Below are 24,662 nucleotides of genomic sequence, written 5' to 3'. Positions count from 1 at the left end.
GTCATGCGTCGCCTCCCAGATACGCGTCGATGACCTGCTGGTTGGAGCGGATCTCGTCAGGCGATCCCTCAGCGATGATCGCGCCCTGAGCGAGCACGATAATCCGGCTGCAGAGCGACATGACAAATTCCATATTGTGTTCGATCACGACGAAGGTCGCATTGTGCTCGCGGTTGAACGCAACCAGACGCTCTTTGAGGCTGGAAAGCATGGTCAGATTGACCCCGCCAGCAGGTTCGTCGAGCAGGACAAGGCTCGGTCCGGCCATGAACGCCATGGCGGCGTCGACAAGCTTTTGTTGTCCGTAGGACAGCGCGCCGGCCATCTCGTCGCGTAGATGCTCAAGCCGGAAGAAAGCGATTAGCTCCTCGGCCTCGCGTGTAAGACCGGCATCGGACGGACCGAAAAGTCGCGATAGCATCGTGCCGTGATGTTCCTGGCCGGCCATGATGATGTTTTCGAGCACCGTCATTTGGGGAAAGACGGACAATTGCTGAAACGTGCGGCCGACGCCGAGCCTGTTGAGAATGTGCGCTGGCTGGCCAGATACGCTTTCACCGTTGATGGAGACCTGGCCCTCGGTCGGTTTGTACTGACCGAGGATGCAATTGAACAAGGTGGATTTGCCCGATCCGTTTGGGCCGATAAGGCCCAGAACCTCTCCTTTGCGAACCTCAAAGCTGACATTGTCGACAGCGCGTATCGCTCCAAAGTCCTTGGTGAGATTGCGGACGGAGAGAACCTCCGGCTGACCCGTCATAGTTGCGCTCCCTGCGTCATATCGCGGCGCGCTGTTTGCGGCTTGACCGATTCCATAAGTCTCTTGCCGAGCCCGATAAGGCCGGTCGGCGAGAAGATCATGAGAATGAGCACGAGTAGCGCGTAGATGATGAGGTAATAGCCCTCGGTGAAGCGCAGAAACTCTGGCAACAGAACCACGATGCCGGCGCCGAGCATCGGTCCGAAAAAGAAGCCGGCGCCACCGACGATCACCATGAGCAGAACCCGAAGCGAGAGGATGAGCGTATAAGAACCCGGTTCGATAAATTGGACGAGCGGTGCCTGCAAAGCGCCAGCCAGACCGCCGAACGCCGAGCCGATCGCGAATGCCAGCAACGTCATGCGCCGGGTATCGAGGCCCAGCGAGGCGGCTCTGATAGGATTTTCACGAAGCGCCTTGAAGGCTCGCCCCCAAGGAGAATGAAGCATCCAAGCGAGCGCGCCGGCGGAAATAACGAAGATCGCCAGCACGAAGTAGTAAAACGGCAACTGCCTGGAAAGATCGAGCGGTCCGAAGGATGGGCGCGGAATGCCGACGATTCCAAGCGAACCGCCTGTCAGCCAGTCCTCGTTGCGCAAGACAAGAAACACGATGGCGTTGAAGGCCAGTGTGACAAAAGCAAGCATGTGGTGCTGCACGCGAAGCGCGGGGTAGCCCAGAACGAGACCGATGACGAATGTCAGGGACATTGCCGCCAACAGGCCGAAAATCCAGTGGCCGCCTGCCATGGTGATGATGGCGGTGCTATAGGCTCCGATGCCCATAAAGGCCGCCTGCGCCAGACTGACCTGCCCGGCGTAGCCGAGCGTCAGGTTCAGGCCCATGGCCGAGATTGTGAAAATCAGCCAGGAGCATAGGATATAGATCATGTAATTGCCCTGGCTGAGCGGCGCGACAACAAGCGCCGCAAGGCCAGCCAGAATAGCGATTATGCGAAGCGCCTTCATACCGTTCTTCCTTCGGAATCGCCGACCAGTCCTTGCGGGCGCAGCATGATGATGAGGATCAGCAGGATGAGAGGAATTGCCGCGCGATATTGCGCCGACACATACACCGCCGACAGATTGTCGATCACGCCTATGAGAAGGCCGCCGACAAGAGCGCCGCGAATCTGGTTGAAGCCGCCGACGATCGCTGCGGTGAACGCGACAAGGCCGAGCGTTTCACCGTTGGAGAATTTGGCCAGATAGATCGGCGAAATGAGAATCGATGCAATGGCGGCCAGCGCGCCATTGATCAGAAAAGTGTAGAGAACCATGCGCTTGACATCGACGCCGAGAACCTCGGCCACGCGGGGGTCCTGCGCGGCGGCCTGCATCGACCGGCCAGTCCGTGTCCGTTGCAGAAAGAGCTGTAGCGCGATGATCGTGGCAAAAGCGACGACCAGATTTCCGATATCCTGAAGCGAAACCACCGCTCCGAATATTTGAAATGTGTCGCTTGGAAAGAGCGAAGGGAATGGCTGGCCTTGCGAGGAATAGAATTCCTTCACGCTCTCCTTCATCAGGAGGCCGAGCGCGATGGTCGCAATCACTAGGGGTAGTACGCCGTTCGGCAGCATCGGCTCGACGATCAACTTCTTGAAAAACGCGCCAAGCAAAAGGATCGAAAGCAGAAAAGCGACGATAATGGCAAGCCATAGCGGCAGGCCGAACACCGTCATGCCAGCCAGTACGAAGAAGGCGGGAAGCATGACGAATTCGCCCTGCGCGAAGTTGATCGTCTGCGAAGCCTGCCAAAGCAAGGTGAAGCCGACTGCCGCCAGCGCATAGATCGCCCCGGCCGACAGGCCCGAAATTACCAGTTGAAGAAATTCAGCCATTATGACGTCTTCCCTTTTGGGATACACCGGCCCGAAATCGACCCGACCTGCCGCAAGCTGTAAGTCGCGCTGCGCAGCCACAACGAGGCATGCCGGTTCGAAGAGCGGCGGAGCGCTGCCTATTTTGCGTCAATCGTTTGCGGCCGCCACTGATATTTGAATTCGCGGCGGCCGCATCCGGGGAGTATCAGTTGGCTGGCAGAGTTTTGGACACGACCTGCTTGCCGTCCTTTACTTCAACAATGAAGCTTTCGCGGCTCACCTCGCCATTCTCGTCCCAGCAGATCTTCATCAGAACGCCCGGATATTCGGCGGGGTCGAGGCAGAGGCCATGCATCTTGTCGGTCAGCGCCTGGCTGTCGACTTCGCCGACCATTTCAGTGCCGTATTTGATCGAGTACGCGCCGATATAACCCTTGATCGCGTTGTGGTCCGGCAGGTAGCCAAAGCGTTCTTCGAACTTCTTGGCCATTTCCTGCATGGCGGGGATCGGCGCTTCGGCCGTGATGCCCACATGGCTCATCGCGCCATCGGCCGCGCCGCCAGCCAGATCGATCACTTTTTGCGATCCGAGCACCGTATCGCCGACCGTCGGAATATTCAGGTTCTGCTTTTTCGCCTCGATCAGGAAACGAGCGCTTTCCTCTTCCGTCAGATAGACAAAGACGGCTTCCGCCCCGGCATTCTTGATGCGTAGAACATCGGCAGAGAAGTCTGCCTGTCCCTGCTCGGAAGGCACGTCTGCGACGACCTCGATACCTTGTTCTTCCATGACCACGACAAATGCGTCGTGGCCGCCTTTGCCGTATTCGGTGTTGGCCCAAGCAATAGCAACTTTGCTGACGCCGAGTTCGTCCTTCAGAAACGTGCCGATCTTCGGCATGCCTTTTTGGGCGCCGTAGGTTGTGCGGAAAATGTATGGATTGCCCTTGGACGTGATGGACGGAGCTTCCGAGCCAGTGAACTGCGGGATGCCGTTTTGCTGGGCGACCAGCATATTGACCACTGTCGAGGACGAATAGACGGTGCCGAGCAACGCGTAGGCTCCCTCGTCGATCGCTTTCTGCACCAAGGCGCGCGATGTCTGCGGATCTGTCTGGCTGTCATACTCGGAGAACTGGATTTTCTGGCCCAGAATACCGCCATTCTCGTTGATCTCGTCAATCGCCAGATGTACGCCGTCGGCCCAGACGGAACCGGCCGCCGCGCCTGCGCCTGAAAGTTCGGCGATATTTGCAATCCTCACCTCTTGGGCAAGTGCCGGTGAGATGGCGAGAAGCGTTGTGAGGGCCGTACCGGCCATTATCGTTTTCAGCATGATGTTCCTCCCTGTGCTGTATTCGATAGAGCGTGCTCTAATTCAGGTTCTGTCCTGTAAGGACATCCACCAGAAGCTCCGCCTGAGCATCCAGCATGCCTATGCCAGGCATGACCGCGCAGCCTTTCTGCCTGGCGATTTGCAGATGCGGTGTGACTTCCGGTTTGGTGATGCTGTCTGCTACGAATTGGCTGGCCACGTATTTTTCAGCATCGATTGGCATGGGATCGCCGTTCTTCATGCCGACTGGCGTGGCATTGCCGACGAAATCGAAGCCGGTCGGGTCGGGCGATCCGATTCCGACACGCCCTGGAAAGCGTTGTTCAAGACGGGCTATCATTTCGTCGCGGCGCACCTCATCGACATCGTGAATGGCAAGGTGCGCCGCACCGCGGTCCAAAATTTCAAAGGCGATTGCCGACCCTGCTCCACCGACGCCGACAAGCAGAGCGCGCTTGTCCCGTATATCGAACCCACGCTCGGCAACCCCCTGCATGTAACCATGCCCGTCGGTATTGTCGCCGATCCAGCGGCCATCGGCCGTTTTACGCATCACATTGACTGATCCGGCAAAACTGGCGCGCTCGCTTGGCTCGTCGCATGCCTCCAGCGCGGCCCGCTTGTGAGGCACGGTGGCAATCAGACCGCCGACATTGCCGATCCTCGCCATCAGGGCAACGAACGCCGCGAAATCTGCCGGTGCGACATGCATTGGCACCACCATCGCGTTGAGGCCACGGCTTGTCAGAATGTTGGTCAGGATAGGAGGCGATTTCACCTGTGCGATAGGGTCGCCCGCTATCGGAAAGAGAACCGTCTCTCCATCCAGCTGTGCTTTCAGCATGTAGCTGTTCCTCTTACGGTTGAATGGCGGCTGCGCTGACATTCAGTCGTCAGAGTGGGGGCTGTGCTCATCTGTGCGAATGGATTGCAGGACGGTTCGATTGGACAATTTCGTGCAAAGGCAAACGGTTTCATGCGACGCTTTCCCGTGCTTGGGCGACGTCTGGTCGCTCTATCGACAAGCTATTTTTCCATGCTGAAAGGGTGCGGGATATCCCCTCTCTAAGTCCCGTTACAGGCAGGGCATTCAACCAGGGCGCATTGTCTCCGCCACAAAGTTCCTGGGGTATTTTCAGAGGCTTATCGGCTATAGCGACCGCAGCGTCAGGCGCTTGGCCGCGCAACTCTTCAACAAACTCATGAACACTGGCGCCAACCCCATTCAGATCGTAGACCGGGCTGCCGCTGGACAATGCTTCAAGCGCTTGGACGAATGCGCGCGAAACATCTTCCACATGGACAAATCCCACCCTGCCACTGAAGCCGATTTCGGACTTTTGGCCCGATACCGCTGCTCGAATGGCGCGCGAAGGTCCTGAAGCAATCCCGGAACTTATGCCGGCGCCGTAGACAATAGCTGGCCGAAAGCCGACGGAGGCCAGGCCGTGATCGAGCCACGCACAACGCGCCATGCCTTCCAGCGCGAGCTTATGGACGCCGTAAAGGCTTGCCGGTTTCGGCGATATGCCATCGCCGTCACCATAGACACTCGACGATGAAGCGTAGGCGATACGCTTCACACCCTCGGCGATAGCCGCGTTCAGTAGAGTCTGGCCGCCGATCAGGTTGACGCGAAGCGCCGCGAGCGGATCATTGGCGCAGTCGATCGTCATAAGGCCGACCAGATGAACAATGGCGTCGGCGCCTTCCATGGCTCGCTGAAGGGCGTCGCCGTCACAAATGTCACCGGAGATTATGGTGCAGCGCTTGGACAGTCCCGGCTGGACGAAATCGAGCCGATCCCGATTGGGGTGAAGGTCGAATGCGCGCACATTCGATCCCTTCGCCATGAGGTCTCGCACGATATACGCACCGAGAAATCCGGTCGCGCCCGTCACCAGAACCGTTTTGTCGCGAAGATCGCTCATTACGCGACCTGCCGTGCCACCGATATGGCGCTTTTCGCTGCGTGATTGGCGGCAATATATCCAAAGACGATACCCGGACCGATAGTAATGCCCGGACCGGGATAAACGCCGCCCATGATGGAGTTCATATCTGCGCCGCAGGCATAGAGCCCGTCGATGGCGGTTCCGTCCTCCCGCAGAAGTCGGGCGTGTTCGTCGACGACAAGCCCGGTCGCTGCGCCGATATCGCCGGGCCACAGACTGACGGCGTAGAACGGACCTCTGTCGAGCGACCCCAGCGTTGGGTTGGGGCCGTGCGATGCATCTCCATTGGCCCGCTCGTAGATCGTCTCCCCTCGGTGAAAATCCTTGTCGACGCCCTTTGCGACGAAGCCGTTGTAGCGATCCACAGTCGCCTCGAGGGCATCTCCATCGATATCGAGCGCCGCCGCCAGCTCGGCGAGGCTGCCGCCTCTGTTCAGATAGCCATCCGCCAAAAAGGGTTTCAGATTGGTCGTGCCCGGGCGCACCATGCCGAGACCGTATTTTTGAATGGCCCTGGCATCGGCGATGAGAAAGACCGGCATATGCGATCCGTCGTTGTTGGCCGCATACATTGCCGAAACGAACTCGTGATAGCTTCGCGTTTCGTTCGTAAAGCGCTTTCCGTCGCGCCCGACAGCAATAATGCCCGGCTTGGAGCGGTCGAGCACGAAATGAGGAAAAACGGCCTCGCTTCCATCCGCTCTGCGGCGGACAGATACCGGCGCCCAGAAGGCCGGCTGCGCGTTGGTCTCGCCGTAATGAGCGCCTTGGCGAAGGGCGATGTCATGCAGTTCGCCGGTATGTCCTGGAGCTGCTGGCGAATAAGGCGCGGTAGGCTGAGGCAGCATGGCCTCACGCTTCTGCGGATTGCGCCCGTATCCGCCCGTCGCCAAGATGACGCCCTGACGAGCGATAATCTCGCTGCTCGATCCGCGCTGAGATACCTTTAGCCGCCATGAACCGGAGCCGACTGGCTGAAGGTCTTCAGTCTTCGCTTCGACTGCCAGTGCAACGTCGCGTTTTTTCAACTCGCACAGAAAGCGGCCGATCAGCGCATTGCCCATCAATAGGCGCGTGCTGCGTCCGTGGCGTAGCCTCTGCAGATAATATTTTGCGACAAGGCGCATCGAATAGGTGAACGATCCGAATTTCTTCTTCATCGCCAGAAGATGCGGAATATCGTCACGGTCGATCTGCAGGCCGTTAAGGATGGTGAATTCCGGAATAGGCGGTCGTATCAGAGCAAGATCGTCGCCCAACTCCAATCCATCGAATGGCTCAGGCTCCAGCGCCCGTCCAAACGATGTCGATCCTTCAAGCTCATGAAGATAGTCTGGATGGAAGGGCCGCCCTCGAAATTTGACCGACGTCTCGTCATGCAGGGCGTGAATGGCGGACGGGCCGTTTTCAACGAACGCTTCTCGTAGCGCCCGTGGCGCCCGGTTCCCGACCGCGCGATCCAGAAACGCCAGGACATTCTCTTTGCTGTCCTCCGCGCCGAGCATGTCGCGGAAGCGCGTGTTGGGAACCCACGTCGTGGCGGCCGAATAGGCGGATGTGCCGCCGACAAATTTCGTTCTTTCAAGAAGAAGGACGGAAGATCCGGCCATCGCCCCGAAGGTGGCGGCAGCCATGCCCGCTGCGCCCGAGCCGATGACGACGAGGTCGTACTCGGCCTTCTTCGGCAGTCGGATGCTTATCGATCCTGGCACTCGGTTCCTCCCAAATCATGCCGTCAACCATCGGGCACCGGGGTCATATCGCATAAAATAGAATAATATTCAATAATAGAATGCTATTCCATTTTAATTTTTATCGGCTATGTTGATGCTCACGACGGTGAGTTGGGAGGTTTTCGTCATGCAAAAGCGGATTGCCCTGTTCGGTGGAGGTGCGATCGGTCGCACTCATGCCGCGGCAATCGAACGTGCCGCGAATGCGGTTTTGCATGCGATCGTCGATCCCGACCCGGCAGCTGGGCAGCTTGCTGAGCGGCACGGATGCCGTCACGTTTGCCGAACCGAAGATCTGGATGTCACGGCCGTCGATGGCGCGATCATCGCGGCGCCTAACGCTCTTCATGTCCCGCTCGGCGCGAGAATGTTGGAACGCGGCATTCCGCTCCTGATCGAAAAGCCTCTCGCGCACAGTTGTGAAGAGGCTGAAATCATCGCCGCTCAATCGGAGAAAGCCGGTGTGCCGGTGCTTGTCGGCCATCAGCGCCGGCATAACCCAATCATCGAGGCGGCAAGGACCGCCATTGACGAGATGCTGATCGGCGATCTCGTAACCGGCTCCATCAGTTGCACGCTGCTTAAGCCAGACAGCTACTTCGACTTGAAATGGCGCACCGAACCCCAATCCGGCGGGCCGATCCTCATCAACCTTATCCACGAGATCGATCTCATTCGCTTTCTTTTTGGAGAGGTCGAATCGGTTGTGGCGCAGGTGTCGCCGTCACGGCGTGGGCATCTGGTCGAGGACGGCGCAATTATCGGGTTGCGAATGGCCGGTGGTGGCCTGATCTCGATTATCGTGACGGACGCGGGCGTCGGGCCTTGGGCATGGGATCTGACGGCTGGCGAAAATCCAGAACGCTTTCCGTCGATAAACGCCGCCTCGCATATCTTTGCAGGAACCGAAGGCGGGCTCTCTCTGCCCGATCTTTCGTTATGGACCCATGATGGCGCGAGGCAATGGACGACATCCATGTCTGCCAGAGCGCTCCCTCACGCTTCTGCCGACCCCTACATTCGCCAGATCGAACATTTTCTCGACGTCATAGACAATAAGACGCCGCCCATCGCCACTGCGCGTGACGGGGTCATGAATCTTCTTGTTCTCCAAGCCATTCAGCAGAGCGCGCAGTCCCAGCGTACCGTGACATTGCGTGGCGGTTCAGCCACATGATCGATTGGAAACCTTCATTTTTGAGAGGAGACGATCATGGCTAACGTGATGGAGAGGGCTCTTGCGATCCTGGAATATTTGTCGACGCGTCCAGATGGCGCCAGTGTCAGCGTCATTGCCAACGATATCGGCATTCCGGCCTCTGCCGCGCATCGCATGCTGAGAGAGCTGTCGGAACATGGCTATGTGCGGCAGCTTCGTTCGCAGGGTGACTACGGCCTGACTCTCAAGCTGGCGAGCCTGGGCCTCACATATCTCGGAAAGAACGGGATCACTGAGATTGTCCAGCCGATTTTGGATTGGCTTGCTAGCGAAACCAGAGAATTGGTGCGGCTCTCCGTCATCGATGGAGACGATCTCGTATGGGTCGCGGTGGCCCAGGGCGCGCTCGCTGGCCTGCGCTACGACCCCGGCCGCGAGCAGGGTGTAGGTGTCCATCTCGCGACGACGTCCGGCGGTAGGGCTTGGCTTTCCACCATGAGCGACGAAGAAGCGCTCATGCGGGTGTCTGCCCAGAACGCCGCAAACAAGGTCGTCGTCGGCGTACGTGGTGAAATCAAAATCGCGGAATTGTTGGAGGCGCTGGATACGGCGAGGCGGCGCGGCTACGCGACGGCTGTCAGCAGCTACATCGAAGGGATGGCGGCAATGGCTGTGCCTGTAAGGCGTAGTAAGGACGCCAAGGTCATCGGCTGTCTTTCAATTGCCGGCCCAGCCGTCCGCCTCGACGATGAGACCATGGAGACAAAACTGCCAGCCTTGCAGCGCGCCGCCGACGAGATTGGCGCCGCGGCTGAAGGGTCGCGTCTTTTCGCGTCACACTGCGCGGAAGCAGTCGCATCGAGGGCGGTCGCCCAGTGAAGCAGGCCGTTAATACTTCGATTGGCATGGCAACGCGCACCATTGGCGAAAGGGGAGCTTAGAATCGTGAAGTCCTGGCCGTCGGAAGCGGAATATTGCGATGTGCTTGTGGTCGGCTCGGGAGCGTCAGGATTGACCGCTGCCATCACGGCTGCGCATGGCGGTCTTGATGTCGTGGTGGCGGAAAAAGCCAATGTGTTCGGGGGCACATCCGCTTGGTCCGGCGGCTGGCTCTGGATACCGCGAAACTCTTTGGCCAGGGAAGCGCAGATTATCGAGGACAATGGCGAGGCACGCCAATATCTCGATACGCTTCTTGGCAATCGGGCCGATCACGACCGGCTGAACGTATTTCTCGAGAACGGCCCGAAGATGGTCGATTTCCTGTCTCGCATCGGCGCGATGCGCTGGCTCGATGGCAATGGCGTGCCCGACTTCTATGAGCATGAAGGTGCCCGTGCGGGCGGGCGGTCGGTCACGGCGGAACCGATGGACGGTCGCGATCTTGGCACTCTGATCGACAAACTCCGAAAACCTCTCCAACCGCTCACCGTCGCCGGCATGGCGATCAATAGCGGGTCCGACATGGCGCATTTCTTCAAGGCCACGCGCTCTTTTCGTTCGATGATTTATGTGGCCGGCAGACTGGCGAGACACGGCTTCGATCTGGCAACCAAGGGCCGTTCCATGCAACTGGTCGGCGGTAATGCCCTGGTCGCACGACTGCTTAAAAAAGCCAATTCGCTCGGTGTGCGCCTCTGGTCAGACTCTCCGCTGTGCGAACTCATATGCGAAGAAAATCGCGTAATCGGCGCAAAGCTGTGTCGCGGCGGAACAACGCTTCATGTGCGAACACGACAGGGGGTTATTCTGGCGGGTGGCGGTTTCCCTCATGACGGCAAAAGGCAAGGGGACCTGTTTCCCGCCCATGGTCCTACCGGTCATCAGTCGGCCGCGCCGCGGGCCAATACCGGTGAGACGTTGCGGATTGCTGAGGCGGTTGGCGCGCGAACAGATACAACGGTAGCGGAGATGGCGGCCTGGGCTCCGGTTTCGCAATTGCCGTCTGCAGGCGACGAGGCGATTAATTTTCCGCATCTCGTAGACCGCGCCAAGCCGGGTTTCATTGCAGTCAATCGCCGGGGCCATCGGTTCGTCAACGAGGCGGACAGCTATTACGATTTCATGGTCGCCTTGTTCGAAGATACGCCGTCAGGCGAAGACCCCTCATGCTGGCTTATCTGCGACCATCGCGCGCAGCGCCAGTTTGGAATAGGCGCGGCCAAGCCTTTCCCGTTTCCGCTTAAGGCGCACCTGAAGAGCGGATATCTAAAACGGGGCCGCAGTCTGCGCGCCCTGGCAAACCAGATCGAACTGCCTGCCGGTGCGCTTGAGCAAACTGTCGAGACTTTCAACCGCTTCGCCAAAGACGGCCTCGATCCGGAATTTAAAAGGGGCTCGTCGGCTTATAACCGCGTGCAGGGTTGGCCCGACAATCCCTATCCCAATCCGTCCTTGCGCCCGCTTGATAAGGGGCCGTTCTACGCCGTCAAACTCGTGCCCGGCAGTCTTGGCACGTTCGCGGGACTCAGCGTCGACGCGGTAGGCCGCGTTTTAGACGAGGAGCAGCAGCCCATTGATGGCCTCTACGCTGTTGGCAACGACGCTGTTTCAGTGATGGCCGGGCATTATCCTTCCGGCGGTATCACGCTCGGACCGGGCATGACGTTTGGCTACGTCACCGGACGTCTCCTCAGCGGGGAGCCCGTCCTCAGCATTTCCAACCATGAATCCATTTCCAAAGAAAGGATGCATTCCAATGACCTATTATGAGATCGCCACGCTGAAGACGGTCATCTTCGGAGCAGGAAAGGCGGCGCCCGGAATAGAGAGATGGCTGGGCGAGGGAGCGGGAACACTTCTTGGTGCCTTCGCAACGGATATCGGTCCGCTGAACGAGGTGCTGCTGCTGCGCAGCTTCGATTCTCTCGATGAAATGATGGCTGAGCGAGAACGTGCGATCATGGCTGACGATCCGATGGGTTGCATGGAGCATCTCGTCGATCTTCGCTTTGAAAGTTACAAGCCCTTCGATTTTATTCCGGCTGTCGAGGCCGGAGAATTTGGCCCGTATTACGAGTTCCGGACCTACGATGCCAAACTCAACGGCATCAAAACTACCCAGGATCTATGGCGGGGCGCGATCCCTGATCGTTCGGAGTATTCACCTTTGACGGTAGCCATGTGGGGTCTCGATGGCGCGCCCCGCGTTACCCAAATCTGGCCCTACAAATCGCTGGCGGATCGTGAAAAGGCGCGCGCGCAATCGGTTGCAGACGGCAAATGGCCTGCGAAAGGCGGACCCGACTGGCTGACGCCGACCATGACGAGTGCGATCGCCAAGCCATTGCCCTTCTCGCCGCTGAAGTAATCAGAAGATGACCAGAGAGTACTCGCTGGCGTTTCTGACGTGTTGGAGCGTTGCGCCCGATGTTGCGGTCGAGATTGCGGCGGAGGCGGGATACGATGCAGTCGGTCTGCGCCTTCTCCCTGCTGCTCCGGGTGAAAAGGCACCGGCTATCATGACCGATAAGGCTTTGCAGGAGAGGGTGTCGGAAGCGCTTCGACACCATAATGTCCGCCTGGCCGATATCGAGATCGCCCGACTTGGGCACGCAACCGATATTCACCAATTCGAACCGTTTCTCGATCTCGGTGCGAAATTCGGTGCGAAAAATATTCTGGTGGCTGGCGACGACGACGATCACGAGAGCCTGTCGAGACTTTTCGGCGCGTTCTGTGATTTGGCTGCTCCTTACGGTCTGACGGCTGATTTGGAATTCATGCCCTGGACCGGCGTAAAAACGCTTTCTCAGGCGAGATCCGTTGTGGAGCGAGCTGATCGGTCAAATGGCGGCGTTCTGATCGACGCTCTCCATTGGGATCGAAGCGGGGGCACCACTGCAGAGGTGGCGGACATGCCGCCGGCTCTTCTCAACTATGCCCAGCTTTGTGATGGGCGGAAGCCGTTCGATCCGTCAACCGAAGCGATGATCGAAATCGCTCGTGGTCATCGACTGCCCCCAGGCGATGGCGATATCGACCTGACGGGTCTGGTCAACGCGCTTCCGGAAACGCTTACGCTCAGTATCGAGGTTCCGAACGCGGAAATCTCTGGCAGAGATGAGGTTTTTCAATGGGCTGAGCGCAATCTAAGGCAGGCGAAACATCTCATCGCCTAATTCTGCCGGCACACCTCTGTTGCGGTAGAACCGGGGTGTGCCGATCCATCCGGTCGGAGAAATACGAGGCTGAAAGGGCGCTGCAAATTCTCATAGCAGGCCGCCGTCGGCCCGTATCGTTCGCCCGGTGATCCACCGCGCATCATCCGAGACGAGAAACGCGACGAGTCCACTAATGTCTTCCGCCTGGCCGATCCGGCGCAGCGGCGTGTTGGCGCGCAACATATCGCCGCGTTCCTTAACGGCAGCGGCGGTCATATCGGTTTCGATGAGTCCGGGAGCAACGGCGTTGATCGTGATGCCGCGCGGTCCCAATTCCTGACTGAGTGCGAGCGTGAGGACTGACACTGCCGCCTTCGACGCAGCATAAACCGAACTGCCTGGCATTGGACTATCCATCAGGCGCGATGAGAAGTGAACAATTCGGCCTGGATTGTTCATGGCCGATGCAGCGGCGCGCGTCAGGCTGAGCGTGCCGAGAACGTGAGTGTCGAAAAGTGCGCGGTAATGATCGGCGTCCGTCTTTTCCAGAGGACGATACTCCGCCACCCCCGCTGCGTTCACCACAATGTCGAGCTGTCCGTATGTTTCGATGCAGTCACGGACAAGCTGTTCGCAGCTTTCCGGTTTTGCGATATCGACGGCAAATGCTTTCGCTTCGGATCCATGTTCGGCCAACGTCGCGATGACATTCTCGGCGGACGTTTTATCACTGCGATAGGCGATGGCGACCGTGGCGCCGTCAGACGCGATCCGTTTCGCGATAGCGGCTCCAATTCCTCGCGAGCCACCGGTTATGAGGGCCACCTTTCCTGAAAGCTTCGATCCTTTTTCCATAGCGTCCTCCAGATATTGGCGCAGCGTGCTTTAGCCAGGCCGGCTCCATGCCGCTTCAGGCGCCATATCGAGCGCGGTGCGGTAGTCGTCGGTTCGGTTGACCGGAAGTTCGGCCATTTTGAGCGCGGCGGCGGCAAACGCATCGAGATGGGCTTGGCGTTCGTCGTCATCGGATCGCGGCACGCCGTGCGCCACATAGGGAGGCGAAACGTCAAAGCCCATATATTCGAGAGCTAGCCGTTGGATAGGCATCAGTATGGGGCCGATCGGACCGTAAACGCCGTCTTCGGCGAAGCGCGCGGGCGTGCCTCCAGTCGTTACGCTCAACATGGCGCGGCGACCCAGAAAAAGACCCGCGTCGAACCGCCTGCCGTCGACATATCCGAAGCCGTAGGCGAGCACCCGTTCGAGCCAGCCTTTCAGGATGGCCGGCGGCGCGCCCCACCAAAGGGGAAATTGCAGGATGATATTGTCCGCCTCGGCGACCCGCGACTGCTCACGAGCGATGTCATCTGCAAAGGCGTTCTGGCGTGTGGCCTCGGCCTGTTCGGCCTGTATATGAAAGTGGTCCGCATCCGCAATGCTGCTCATATCGTGGCGGCCGATGTCGGCCCGAAAGCCTTCGGCGTAAAGATCGGAAACGATGGCTTTGTGCCCTGCCTCCTGCAGAGTCCGAGCAGCGGCGTGAGCCATGGCGTGATTGAAGGATTTGGCTTCCGGATGAGCCACGACGATGAGGATGTTTCGCTGCGCCGTCACGATCAGAACTCCACCTTGTCGCCGCCCTTGAGGTTGAGGATCTCTCGAGCCTCGTCGGGAGTTGCGACTTCAAAACCGAGATGTTCCACCATCTCCCTGGCCAGGCTCACCTGTTCGGCATTGCTTTTTGCCAGTCTTCCGCGACCGGAATAGAGCGAATCTTCCAGCCCGACTCGCAAATGCCCGCCGAGCAGAACGGATTGCATCGCGATGGGGATCTGGTGGCGACCGGCGCCGAGGACGGACCAGCGGTAATCGCCTCCGAACAGCCGGTTTGCCGTGCGGCGCATATGCAGCACATCCTCTGAATGGGTTCCGATCCCGCCCAGTATTCCGAAGACCGATTGCACGAAGAATGGCGGGGTCACATAGCCGCGGCGCACGAAGTGCTCCAGCGTGTAGAGATGGCCGATATCGTAGCACTCGATCTCGAAGCGTGTGCTGTTATCCGCGCAGGTTGTGAGAATGCCTTCGATGTCGGCGAATGTGTTGCGAAAAACCCGGTCGCGGGAGCCTTCGATGTAAGGCTCCTCCCAGTCGTGTTTGAACTCTTTCATCTTTTCCAGGATCGGATAGATGCCGAAATTCATCGATCCCATATTGAGGGATGCGACCTCGGGCTTGAAAACGACCGCTGGCTTTAGCCGCTCCTCCACTCCCATGGTCGGCGCGCCGCCCGTTGTGATGTTGATGACGACATCCGAGCTTTGTTTGATGACACCGAGAAACGGCTCGTAGGCTTCCGGGCTTTGATCGGGCTGGCCGGTCCGCGGATTGCGAGCATGCAGATGAACGATCGCCGCGCCCGCCTTCCGCGCCTCGAGCGCGGCGTCCGAAATTTCGGATGGCGTGACAGGAAGATATGGCGACATCGACGGTGTGTGGATCGCTCCGGTGACGGCGCAGGTGATGATGATCTTGCGTGACATGAGCGTCCTTAGAACAGCATTTCGGGCAGGAAGAGCGACAGCGCCGGAACGAGGGCAATCAAGGCGAGGACAGCGATGCAGATCGCGACGAGCGGCATCGCTTCCCGGATCACCTTCGTCACCGGCTCTTCCGATATGGCCGCGGCGATAAACAGCAGTATGCCGACGGGAGGCGTGGCCATCCCGATGACAACGTTGAGCACGACCACAGTGCCGAACTGCACCGGGTCCATGCCGATCAGGGCCTGAAATTTCAGCAGGATCGGCATGGTCAGGATCATGATTGAAATGGGCTCGAGAAACATGCCGAGAACCAGCAGAAAGATATTCAGCAACAAGAGGATCATGTACGGCTCGTCCGTGAGCGCGAGCACCAGATCGGCGATATGCTGCGGAACCTGCTCCAGCGTGAATACGAACGACACGATGGACGCCATCGAAGTGATGAACAGGATCGATGCGGAGACGAGGGTCGTCGCTATCAACGATTCCCACAGACGTCGCAAGCTGAGGTCGCGATAGGCGAATCCGACGAGAAGGGCGTAGGCGACGGCGACGGCGGCGGCTTCCGTTGGAGTGAATATGCCCGCCTTGATGCCAACGAGAATAATAGCCGGTAGCATGAGGGCCGGTAATGTCCGCCCTGTCGCTTTCAGCCGGTCGCGCGCGCCCATCCGTTCGGTGATGGGGAAGCCCTCGCGCTTTGCCCGCCAGGATGCATAAATCAGAAGGCCGGTCGCGATTCCGATCCCTGGAACGACGCCGGCGAGGAAAAGCTGGCCGATCGACGTGCCCGACAGGACACCGTAGATAATCATGGTGATCGATGGCGGAATGACCGGTCCCATGACCGATGCCACAGCAATAAGCGCTCCGGCGTAGGCCGGAGGCATTCCTTGCCGGCTCATCGTCGGAATAAGGATGGAGCCAAGTGCCGATGCTTCGGCCGTTGCGCTGCCCGAAATCCCTGCGAAAAAGCCGGAAGACAAAATAGATACCGAGGACATGCCGCCACGGCGGTGTCCGACCATTGCCCTGGCGAAATGCACGATCCGGTCGGTCACACCGCCCACATTCATCAAAGCGCCGGCCAAAAGGAAAAGCGGGATGGTCAGCAGAACGAACTGATCGATACCCGCCATCATGCGCTGCGGCACCATCAGCACCATCATTCCGTTGCCGGAGAGGTAGAGATAGGCGGTGCCTGCAATCCCAAGCGTCAGCGCGATGGGAATGCCGCTGGCCAGAAGCCCGGCGAATATGAGGAAGAATGCGCCCATCAGCCCTGACGCCCCCCGGTGCCGGACAGGTCTCCATCGTCATCCAGACCGTCTTGGGACGCGCCGCGCATGTCGGCGCTGAAACTTGAAACGAGATCGGCGACGACATGCAGGATCATGAGGGCCGAGCCGACCGAGACCGAGATATAGACATAGGCTATCGACAGGCCGAGAGGCCGACCGAAGAGCGCACCCCAGATAAAATCGAGAGCAGGGATTGTCTGGTTGCCGAAGCGGGACGCGTAATCTGCGCCGTAAACAGTAATCAGTGCGAGAAAAGCGATGATCGGCAGGGCCGTTATCGCCTTGAGTATCCACCTTCCCCTGCCGGACAGTGCAGTGGGCAAGAAATCCAGTGCCACAAATTCACCCTTGGAATAGGCCAGGCCCAGCACCAGGAAGGTTTGCCAGATCAGCAGATAACGGCACAATTCCTCGGCCCAGATCAGTGAACCGCCCATGACGTACCGAGACCAGACCTGAGCGATCATGATCGCTACGATCACGGCCATCGACGCGCCGGCGAGAAACCGCAGCACCGCAAGATAGGCGGAAACGGCCTTCGACAGTGCCGAGGAGGGATGCATGGTGCTCATCGAACGGAAGAGGGCGCCACGCTTTTCGTAAGCGCGGCGCCGTTCTCTCAGCTATTTGCGCGTGCAGCTTCGACGAATTCGGCGATGAGTGGGTCCTTCTTCGCCCATTCCGCCGTCAGCGGAGCAACCGTTTCCTGCATTTCGGCGAGGTTTTCGAGTTCGATGATCTCGACGCCCTTCTCGCGCAGTTCATCGCGCCCGGACAGATCCTGCTCTTTTGCATAGGCGAGAGTGGCCGATACGGAGCGTCTGCCGGCCTCGCGCATCGCTTCTTTTTCCTCATCCGACAGCGTATTCCAGAAGCCCGTCGAAACGACGTTCGATGCATGCCAGGGATAGTGGCCGGTCAGGGTAAAGTTCTTGCCGACTTCCCAAAGGTTTTCGCCGAGCATGGACGAAACATTGATCTCCACCGCGTCGATTACGCCGGTTTCGAGCGCGCCATAGACCTCGCCATAGGGCAGGCCGACAGGCGCTGTACCGAGAGCTTCCCAGATGGCCTTGTGCAATGGCACAGGTACGATGCGGGTCTTCAGGCCCTTCATGTCGGCGACCGTACGGACCTTCGAATTGATCGATAGGAAATTTCGCTGTCCGATATCGGCCGTGGCAAGGCCGATGATGCCTGCAGGCTCGAGATCGTCCTGCATTTTCTGTCCGATTGGGCTCAGCGCGAGCTTTTCGAAGTGGTCATAGTCGCGAACGAGGAAGGGGAGCTGCCACGCATCGTATGCGGGGCGGCCAGTGACCAGCGGAATAAGCACGCCCGATACCATCGCCATTTCCAGCGTACCGGCGACCGCGGATTCGAGGTTCTGCTTGTCGTCCCCCAACTGACGGTTGGGGAAGATCGTTACATCGAACGCGCCCGGCAAGATTTCATCGAGCGCTTCCTTGAAGCTCATCGCGAGTTTGTGGCCGGGGTGGATTTCGTTCGAAGCATGCCCCAACCGCACAGTTTTGCTGGCGGCTCGAGCGATGTGCGGCATGGCGAGCGTCGCGCCGAGTATGGCGCCGGTCTGAATAAGGGTTCTTCTGGTCAGCATTTCGGTTTCCTCCCATTGTCGGGCCGGCAGCGCCAACCCTGAATTGAAAAGATGCGTCGTTTCAGGACGGCATCGGGTAATCGTCGGCATTCAGCACCCAGCCGGGCTTTTGCGAAAAGTCCGTACGCGGCGGGCAGAAAATGTCGATGAGTTGATTGCATCTCGATCCGACGGCCTGCGTCGTGTGAATGACCGGAGGCGGGATAACCAGGGCCGAGGGCGAGGACATCGAGACGGTCATGTCTTCACGCCAGTCCGCCATATTCGTTGTCCATGGCCAGCGAAGGTAGTGATTGAAATCTCCCTCGATCGCCAGCGAGCATTGTTCGAAATCATCGTGGTGATGGGGCGACATCTTTGCGGAATCGCGAGGGCCATCGAACGGGTCCAGCACATTGACCATCATCGTCGTGCAGCGGAAAATGCGCCCGAACCGACCCTCTTCCTTCGGCACATCGAGGCTGTAGTGCCGTACCTTCCAGCCGTCTTTGGGTTCCGGCCATGGCGCAAATTCTGGGATATGCGTTCTCGGCGCGTCATATCCGCGTGCGTTGGAGCACTGCTCCGCCAGATCGGTCGATCGTGTCGTAAAGAGTCGTGTCATCGTCCCGCCGTCGGGCAAGGTGACAGTGCTGTCGCCAGCGGGCACGAATGCCAGAGACCATCCCGGAACATCGGTCGTTTCACCATTCCATTCGATCAGAGCGCCGTTATCGGGAAGCAGTACGGCATACTCATCCGGCTGGCTGGACCTTGAGAACCGCGCGCCTGCATTGGCTTCTGACCATGAGAGAACGAAGTTGTGTCCGCGCATCAGCCAGGTCTTGGCGTCCGCATCGGAGATCTGGGGCGCATCCTTGTAGAAATACGCCTCCTGCGGTTCGGCAACCAAGCCCGTTTGCGGGGCGGCGGCTTCGCTCTTCGGTGTCAAAGCCGAGCGGGGATCGGATTTGTCGTACATCTGTCAGTCTTTCCTCGCCTGTCTCACGGCACTCGACATCTTGTCATGCGCCTGCATGGCGGCAGACCGCAGAAAGCCTTGATCTGAAGAGAGCAAGAAGGCCGTTGAGCCGGCCTGGGCCTGTGTTGCAGCATCCTCCGGCGTGCCGGGAAGGATCGCGACAGTTCGGCCAAGCTTGGCCGCCGCCGCATGGACCGTTTCCGTCGCACGGCGGACCATCGCTGCCGGGTCGTCGGTTTCGGCATAGGCGGCCGCGAGATCGCCACGGCCGATAAACACCCCATCGATACCGTCCACCGCTATGATCTCGTCGATATTGTCGATGGCTTCGGGATCTTCGATCATGGCGACGATCGTCACGCGCCGATCTTCGGCGGCCATGTGCTCGGCCTGACTGGCTCGCCCGAAGGTGCCGGCTCGGGTTGTGGGGGCGAAGCCGCGCTTGCCGCCGCTGTAACGGCCGGCCGCGACAATCGCCCGCGCGGTCTCGGCATCTTTCACATGCGGGACAAGAACGCCGTCCGCGCCGCAGTCGAGCACCGACAGAATATTTGCTGGATCGCCGCTTTGCACGCGAACGATTGCGGCCAGACCGAACGCCTTGCAGGCCAGAATGATGCGGTCGGTTGTCTCGCGATTGAAGGGCGAGTGCTCCTCATCGACAACAATAAAGTCGTACCCGAGACTGCCCAGTATCTCGGCGGGCATCGTGGCAGGCAGTTTCAAAAAGGTCCCGTAAAGTGTCTCCTGCGCCAAGAAACGCTCTCGGAAACCGCGTTCATTGCCTGACATCAATTTCTCCCTTGCGTTCTGCCTATCAGAACACTATCCTTATAAACAGAACAATGAGTGAGGTTGTACGTAAAGTCAACCCATTGGGACTTGTCGCAACGGACTGTCGAGATGCCAAAAATATCGTCTGAAAAAACCGAAGGTATTCAAAGTGTTGTTCTAGCACTGACAATTCTGGAGACGTTGGGCCGTGCAGGTAGCCATCTGGGAGTGACAGCGCTCGCCGATGCGCTCGGCACCACGAAGAGCCGTATTCACCGGCATCTTCAGACGCTTGTTCAGCAAGGTTACATCGTTCAGTCGCCGCTGACGGAGCGCTACCGGCTTGGATCCAGGCTCATTGAACTAGGCAATGCAGCGGCGAACGCTTCGGATGTTGCCAGTGTCGCTGCGCAACCCATGCGCGCGCTGCGCGATGTTTCGGATCAGGCTGTCATTCTGGGTCAGATCGAGGATGAGGGCATTCGTATTCTGACGACCCTGCCAGGCAAAATGTCCGTTGAAGTCGGGGTGAGACCCGGCTCGACGCTCCGTTTCAATACGTCCGCGCAGGGAAAAATGGCTCTCGCCTTCATGCCCGAAGCCAACAGGGAGCGCATTCTTGCCGAACCCCTGATAGGCGAGACATCCTATTCGATCACCGATCTGAAGGTGCTGAGAAAGCATCTGGACGATATCCGCAGCCGAGGCTGGGCCGACGCACCGAATGAGGCGGCTATGGGGTTGAACGCTTTGTCTTTTCCACTGCTCGGCGCTGGCGGAGAGCTCATGGGTAGTCTGGCGATCGTCAGCCTGACCCAGTTCATAGGCTCGCCGCCATCGCCCGATCAGATCAGGGCCGTGGGAACGGCAGCCGGCGATATTTCAAAAGCCTTGGGATATATGGGCGAGTTGCCGGGTAACTGGCATTGAGCTTCCGCCGGCAGGCTTCGGCTTCAGTCGTCCAATCCGATGGCCGTAGCGGCATTGGTCGCGACCATCTTGTGGATATCGGCGTCTGAATAGCCCAACTTTATGCAGGTTGCGACGCCCCGCCTCATACCCTCGAGCGGGCCTATGGTTCCAACCTGCCCAAGGTCGGAACAGAGAATTGTCCGGTCCGCCCCCACACAGTCGATGAATTCGCGGAACTCGTCATCGGTGCGGTTCCGGAATTTCGAACCTTCGACGAAGAAGCCGAGCGAATGCTCGACATAGGCGCCCATGGCGGCGATCTCCTTGGTGTCTTCGAAGGAAGCGCCGACGATATCTTCGGGGTGGGTGAAGATCAGACGCTCCACCCCGCGCTTTCGGGCTTCGGCAAAAACGACCTTGGTCTCCGATACGTGGATATGACCGCTTGCCAAAGCCATTCCGGTCTTGGCGACCACATCGAGGATGTCCAACACTTCGGGTCGCAACTTACCGTCTTCGAAGATTGCAATACCGGAGGCACGTCGAATTTTTTGAGTGGAGGCCGGATGCGCCCAGCCGGAGGTCTTTTCCCATTCCAGATGGTTTTCTGCGGCAAGGGTCGGCAACCAGACAATCCGGCCGTCCATCGCGGCGGTATGCTCTACAGCGTATGGATTAAGCCCGCCGACAACATTATTGAGCACGATGCTTGAGAAAATCCGTGTCTTCAGCTCCGGGTGGTGATCGCGGATGAGTTGGGCGCACATTACCCCGGAATAATCGTGATCCTTGGTGACGAAGGCGGCAAACCCGGCGTCCGAATAGACCTTCGCAAGTTCGAGATGATCGATTGCGCGCGGGGCTATCGATGGACCGGTGTGGACATGAGGATCGACCGCACCTTGCAGGATTTCGCTGATCCGGCTCGTTTCCTGCTGCTCTATTGCTTCGATTTCGGTCATCCGTTCCCTCCGGCGTTTCAAGACAAAACTCCGATGATGTTACGAAGAACAGATCAGGGTTCTGCTTATCAGAACACCTACCTAAATATTTTTGCCAGGTTTGCGTGTCAAGGGAGGTTCACGCGCTGCGCCTCAACGCATGGCTCATGAATCGGCCACCCGCTCACCATGCGGGATGCATCCGAACTGGCCCGAAGGAGCAGAGAAAAGGCTCGACGCGCAGGATAACCAGCTCTACGTCGCTTTATGAAATACCGCGCCAGATCTCTTCGAGCGCTACGACCCCGTCATCCGGGGTTCCCAACCAAGTGTCTCGGCTCTGGGCTCCCACGCGACCATCGGCTGTCGTTCTGTTTCGCCAAGGCCATAGGCCCGCCGTCCCGTAACATCGTTGAGAATAACGGCGCTACGCCACGCCGCCATGGAGAGTTGAGGATCGATAACGCCATAGGATCGCCGGCCATGATTAAGGCCGTAAATCGGGTTTTCAGAAGGCCCGTCCCATAGCGCACGGTAATTGTCGCCAAGCGCCAAAGCGCCGTCCGGTTCCTGGGCCAGTCTTCCGGCCAGGCGACGAAGACATCCCGGAACGGCCGCGCGGTAGCCCGTCGCAAGGATCACGATATCGGCTTCAAGTGCTTCACGACGATCATTTGAGGCTCTGGAAACGATGGTCTGACCCCGACCATTCGCCTGAACCTGAACGACTTCGCGTCCCGGATAAAGGAAGACGTCCTCACGGTTGCGAAGATGGCGTCGCTGATAGAGGAGCCGATAGATCGCATCGGCTGTCGAAGGGGTCAGGCCGTCGCTGGCGAACTTCTGCGACGACAGGGCGCGAGCTTGTAATTCCGGCGTCATGGAGCGGTAGGATTCGAGATAATCGGGCGTGAAGAACTGATCGACGAGGCCACCTTCCTGCAAGGTCCAAAATCCGTCTCGCCGGCTGATCCACGATAGAGAATCCGGCGACATCCGATCGTCCTGCTGAAGCAGATGAAGGACGATTTCCGCGCCTGACTGGCCGCCACCAATGACCGCGACGCGCCGTCCCGCAATATCGGGATGCATGTGCAGATATTGACTGGCGTGGAAGCAATCCGGTCCGGTGACGACATTTGCCGGGATCAGTGGTTCCCTGCCGGTTCCGATCGCAAGGGCGCGGGAATAACAGTCGGGTCGGTCCTTAAAACGGAGCCGGAATTGATTGCCCGTAAAATCGATGTCTTCGACACCGGCATCGAGATGCGTCGATGACAAACCGTCGGCGGCCCACGCGAGATAGTCGCTGAACTCCTGCCTGGAGACCGTTTCAAAGCGCGCCGCCATGAAATCGTAGAACCGACCGTTTTCGACCAGATAATTCAGAAAGCTCCATCGGTTTGTCGGACAGACCGGTGTAACCAAGTCTTTCAGCGGTGAGGTTTGCAGGACCGCGTCGGAAAACGTCAGGCCTGCATGCCAGGATACGGTCGGGCTCCGCTCGAAAAACGCAGCGGACAGATCTGGTATGCCATCGGCAAGCGCGGCGAGGCTCAGATTGAAAGGGCCGAGTCCGATTCCTGCCAGATCGACCGTCTTGGTTTCGTCATTCATGATGTGCTCGTCCTTGTCATGGATAAAGCGGGCAGCGCGAGTGCCATCGCAATAGCTGCCAGTGTGAGAGAAAGGCCGGGGCCGGCTGCCAAACTTGCCGATCCAGCAAAGGCCCCGACAGCAAGTCCGCCGGTCGAGACCGTCGCGTTCCAAGCCGTCTGGCTGGTCCCGTGCTGCCCTGAACGGTGAAACGCGCAGTGAAGGTTGTAAGTCAGCAGCATGGCGCTCGCCGCGCCGACGCAGGCCGAAAGACCGATCACCACAGGTGGTGTCGGCATCAGTGCGATGGACATGATAGCTGCCGCACCGGCCATGGCGGCGGCACGCATCCCCATCAGGTCCAGTCTGGCGGTCAGAAAACGATGCGCAAGCAATAGCCCGATATTGGCCGCCGACAAAGCAAGGCCGGCAACCGCCGCTGCCGACAGATCGTCGAACCGAGGTTGCGCCGCCAGGAGCGGTGCGAGCGAGACATGCGTAACGCCGAGGCTGACCTGAACGGTGAAAGGAAGGACCAATCCTCTGCCATGTGGCGGCATGAGGGAGACGCCCCGGCATCGGACCGAACTGTTGGCTCTCTCCGGCCTTGTTTTCAGGAGGCTCCAGATCGCGCCGGCAATCGCGGGGACGACCGGCAGCACTATGCTCATTGCCGCTAAAGGGCCGACGCAGACGGCGCTGATCGCGCGACCGATGCCGGCGAAAGATTGCGTGCGGGCGAGGTGTCCGCGCGAACCGGTCTTTTCGGACAAGCTGACGATCTGGGCATGGATCAATAACGTCGCCGCTGCCGCGCCTTGGCAAAGCCGCAAGGCAAGCAGCCCCGCAAGCGCCGCCGCCGGTGCGACGGGGCTGGCCAGAAGCAAGGCCAGTCCGGCTGAGCAGATGATCATAACGGCAAGGGACGGTCGCAACAGTGCCGCGCTATCGGTCAGTCCGACAAGCGGAATGGTCAGCGTAGCCGCCAACATGCCGAATGCGACGGCCATTCCGACCGCCGAATAGGACAGATCGAAATGGCTGGCGATCATGGGGAGCATCGCCATGAGAGCGGTCTGCTGAAAGCCGTGACCGATGAGCGCTGGGGCAAGCGTATTTTTCATGACGCGGAAAAATTCATA

24 protein-coding genes are annotated in these 24,662 nt (G+C 59.0%); 6 read left to right on the top strand and 18 right to left on the bottom strand.

Translation table 11 applies throughout. The features are described 5' to 3' along the window. Nucleotide 1 precedes the first annotated feature (1 nt). From NIM86_RS02770 to NIM86_RS02740, 7 genes are all read right to left on the bottom strand, one after another. Nucleotides 2-760: an ABC transporter ATP-binding protein gene (locus NIM86_RS02770; protein WP_253378918.1), complete on the bottom strand. Its 759-nt coding sequence runs from the start codon at nt 758-760 to the stop codon at nt 2-4. Next, nucleotides 757-1,728, bottom strand: coding sequence for a branched-chain amino acid ABC transporter permease (locus NIM86_RS02765; RefSeq protein ID WP_253378917.1), 972 nt, complete (start codon nt 1,726-1,728; stop codon nt 757-759). The genes NIM86_RS02770 and NIM86_RS02765 overlap by 4 nt, the downstream gene beginning before the upstream one ends. Then, a complete protein-coding gene (locus NIM86_RS02760; protein WP_253378916.1) occupies nt 1,725-2,603 on the bottom strand; it encodes a branched-chain amino acid ABC transporter permease in 879 nt (292 codons plus the stop codon). The genes NIM86_RS02765 and NIM86_RS02760 overlap by 4 nt, the downstream gene beginning before the upstream one ends. A 187-nt stretch (nt 2,604-2,790) precedes the next feature. After that, a complete protein-coding gene (locus NIM86_RS02755; protein WP_253378911.1) occupies nt 2,791-3,921 on the bottom strand; it encodes an ABC transporter substrate-binding protein in 1,131 nt (376 codons plus the stop codon). 37 nt (nt 3,922-3,958) lie between these two features. Further along, on the bottom strand, nt 3,959-4,765 hold the full coding sequence (locus NIM86_RS02750) for a shikimate dehydrogenase (RefSeq protein ID WP_253378909.1): 807 nt from the start codon (nt 4,763-4,765) through the stop codon (nt 3,959-3,961). Nucleotides 4,766-4,895: 130 nt separating this feature from the next. Continuing rightward, complete coding sequence (locus NIM86_RS02745; RefSeq protein ID WP_253378908.1) at nt 4,896-5,852, bottom strand: NAD(P)-dependent oxidoreductase; 957 nt, start codon at nt 5,850-5,852, stop codon at nt 4,896-4,898. Further along, nucleotides 5,852-7,588 carry an FAD-dependent oxidoreductase gene (locus tag NIM86_RS02740; protein ID WP_253378907.1) on the bottom strand — a complete coding sequence of 579 codons (1,737 nt, stop codon included), beginning with the start codon at nt 7,586-7,588 and terminating at the stop codon, nt 5,852-5,854. The genes NIM86_RS02745 and NIM86_RS02740 overlap by 1 nt, the downstream gene beginning before the upstream one ends. A gap of 115 nt (nt 7,589-7,703) precedes the next feature. Between NIM86_RS02740 and NIM86_RS02735 the strand changes: the two genes are divergently transcribed. From NIM86_RS02735 to NIM86_RS02715, 5 genes are all read left to right on the top strand, one after another. Beyond that, nucleotides 7,704-8,786 (top strand): Gfo/Idh/MocA family protein, encoded by a 1,083-nt coding sequence (locus tag NIM86_RS02735; protein ID WP_253378905.1) that lies wholly within the window; start codon nt 7,704-7,706, stop codon nt 8,784-8,786. Between the two features lie 36 nt (nt 8,787-8,822). Then, on the top strand, nt 8,823-9,647 hold the full coding sequence (locus NIM86_RS02730; protein WP_253378904.1) for an IclR family transcriptional regulator: 825 nt from the start codon (nt 8,823-8,825) through the stop codon (nt 9,645-9,647). A 66-nt stretch (nt 9,648-9,713) separates the two neighbouring features. Next, nucleotides 9,714-11,480 (top strand): FAD-dependent oxidoreductase, encoded by a 1,767-nt coding sequence (locus NIM86_RS02725; protein ID WP_253378903.1) that lies wholly within the window; start codon nt 9,714-9,716, stop codon nt 11,478-11,480. After that, nucleotides 11,467-12,078 (top strand): NIPSNAP family protein, encoded by a 612-nt coding sequence (locus tag NIM86_RS02720; protein WP_253378902.1) that lies wholly within the window; start codon nt 11,467-11,469, stop codon nt 12,076-12,078. The genes NIM86_RS02725 and NIM86_RS02720 overlap by 14 nt, the downstream gene beginning before the upstream one ends. A 7-nt stretch (nt 12,079-12,085) precedes the next feature. Continuing rightward, the gene (locus NIM86_RS02715) at nt 12,086-12,889 is read left to right on the top strand and encodes a sugar phosphate isomerase/epimerase (RefSeq protein ID WP_253378900.1); all 804 of its coding nucleotides are present in this window, start codon (nt 12,086-12,088) and stop codon (nt 12,887-12,889) included. A 90-nt stretch (nt 12,890-12,979) separates the two neighbouring features. Here the strand turns inward: NIM86_RS02715 and NIM86_RS02710 are convergent, their stop codons facing one another. The 8 genes from NIM86_RS02710 to NIM86_RS02675 all read right to left on the bottom strand — a co-directional run bounded on the left by NIM86_RS02710 (nt 12,980) and on the right by NIM86_RS02675 (nt 20,089). Next, on the bottom strand, nt 12,980-13,726 hold the full coding sequence (locus NIM86_RS02710) for an SDR family NAD(P)-dependent oxidoreductase (protein WP_253378899.1): 747 nt from the start codon (nt 13,724-13,726) through the stop codon (nt 12,980-12,982). Between the two features lie 30 nt (nt 13,727-13,756). Next, nucleotides 13,757-14,485 carry an NAD(P)H-dependent oxidoreductase gene (locus tag NIM86_RS02705; protein WP_253378897.1) on the bottom strand — a complete coding sequence of 243 codons (729 nt, stop codon included), beginning with the start codon at nt 14,483-14,485 and terminating at the stop codon, nt 13,757-13,759. 2 nt (nt 14,486-14,487) lie between these two features. Then, nucleotides 14,488-15,414 (bottom strand): 3-keto-5-aminohexanoate cleavage protein, encoded by a 927-nt coding sequence (locus NIM86_RS02700; protein WP_253378896.1) that lies wholly within the window; start codon nt 15,412-15,414, stop codon nt 14,488-14,490. Nucleotides 15,415-15,422: 8 nt separating this feature from the next. Further along, nucleotides 15,423-16,694, bottom strand: a complete 1,272-nt coding sequence (locus NIM86_RS02695; RefSeq protein WP_253378895.1) for a TRAP transporter large permease — start codon at nt 16,692-16,694, stop codon at nt 15,423-15,425. Beyond that, nucleotides 16,694-17,290 carry a TRAP transporter small permease gene (locus tag NIM86_RS02690; RefSeq protein WP_253378894.1) on the bottom strand — a complete coding sequence of 199 codons (597 nt, stop codon included), beginning with the start codon at nt 17,288-17,290 and terminating at the stop codon, nt 16,694-16,696. Before NIM86_RS02690 ends, NIM86_RS02695 begins: the two co-directional genes overlap by 1 nt. Nucleotides 17,291-17,337: 47 nt before the next feature. Continuing rightward, complete coding sequence (locus NIM86_RS02685) at nt 17,338-18,336, bottom strand: TRAP transporter substrate-binding protein (protein ID WP_253378893.1); 999 nt, start codon at nt 18,334-18,336, stop codon at nt 17,338-17,340. A 61-nt stretch (nt 18,337-18,397) separates the two neighbouring features. Continuing rightward, entirely contained in the window at nt 18,398-19,297 is a 900-nt protein-coding gene (locus NIM86_RS02680; RefSeq protein WP_253378892.1) for a hypothetical protein, read from the bottom strand. A 3-nt stretch (nt 19,298-19,300) separates the two neighbouring features. Further along, nucleotides 19,301-20,089: an HpcH/HpaI aldolase/citrate lyase family protein gene (locus NIM86_RS02675; protein WP_253378890.1), complete on the bottom strand. Its 789-nt coding sequence runs from the start codon at nt 20,087-20,089 to the stop codon at nt 19,301-19,303. 111 nt (nt 20,090-20,200) lie between these two features. Between NIM86_RS02675 and NIM86_RS02670 the strand changes: the two genes are divergently transcribed. Continuing rightward, a complete protein-coding gene (locus tag NIM86_RS02670; RefSeq protein ID WP_253378888.1) occupies nt 20,201-21,001 on the top strand; it encodes an IclR family transcriptional regulator in 801 nt (266 codons plus the stop codon). Nucleotides 21,002-21,024: 23 nt separating this feature from the next. On the opposite strand, the gene NIM86_RS02665 is transcribed toward NIM86_RS02670, so the two are convergent. The 3 genes from NIM86_RS02665 to NIM86_RS02655 form a co-directional block, all read right to left on the bottom strand. After that, nucleotides 21,025-21,945, bottom strand: coding sequence for a DUF6282 family protein (locus NIM86_RS02665; protein WP_253378886.1), 921 nt, complete (start codon nt 21,943-21,945; stop codon nt 21,025-21,027). Nucleotides 21,946-22,221: 276 nt separating this feature from the next. Then, nucleotides 22,222-23,541 (bottom strand): lysine N(6)-hydroxylase/L-ornithine N(5)-oxygenase family protein, encoded by a 1,320-nt coding sequence (locus NIM86_RS02660; protein WP_253378884.1) that lies wholly within the window; start codon nt 23,539-23,541, stop codon nt 22,222-22,224. Then, nucleotides 23,538-24,644 carry an MFS transporter gene (locus NIM86_RS02655; RefSeq protein ID WP_253378883.1) on the bottom strand — a complete coding sequence of 369 codons (1,107 nt, stop codon included), beginning with the start codon at nt 24,642-24,644 and terminating at the stop codon, nt 23,538-23,540. Before NIM86_RS02655 ends, NIM86_RS02660 begins: the two co-directional genes overlap by 4 nt. Nucleotides 24,645-24,662 lie beyond the last annotated feature (18 nt).

The sequence above is a fragment of the Notoacmeibacter sp. MSK16QG-6 genome, from assembly GCF_024158145.1.
Lineage (GTDB): Bacteria > Pseudomonadota > Alphaproteobacteria > Rhizobiales > Rhizobiaceae > Notoacmeibacter.
This window is presented reverse-complemented; position numbering and strand designations above follow the sequence as displayed.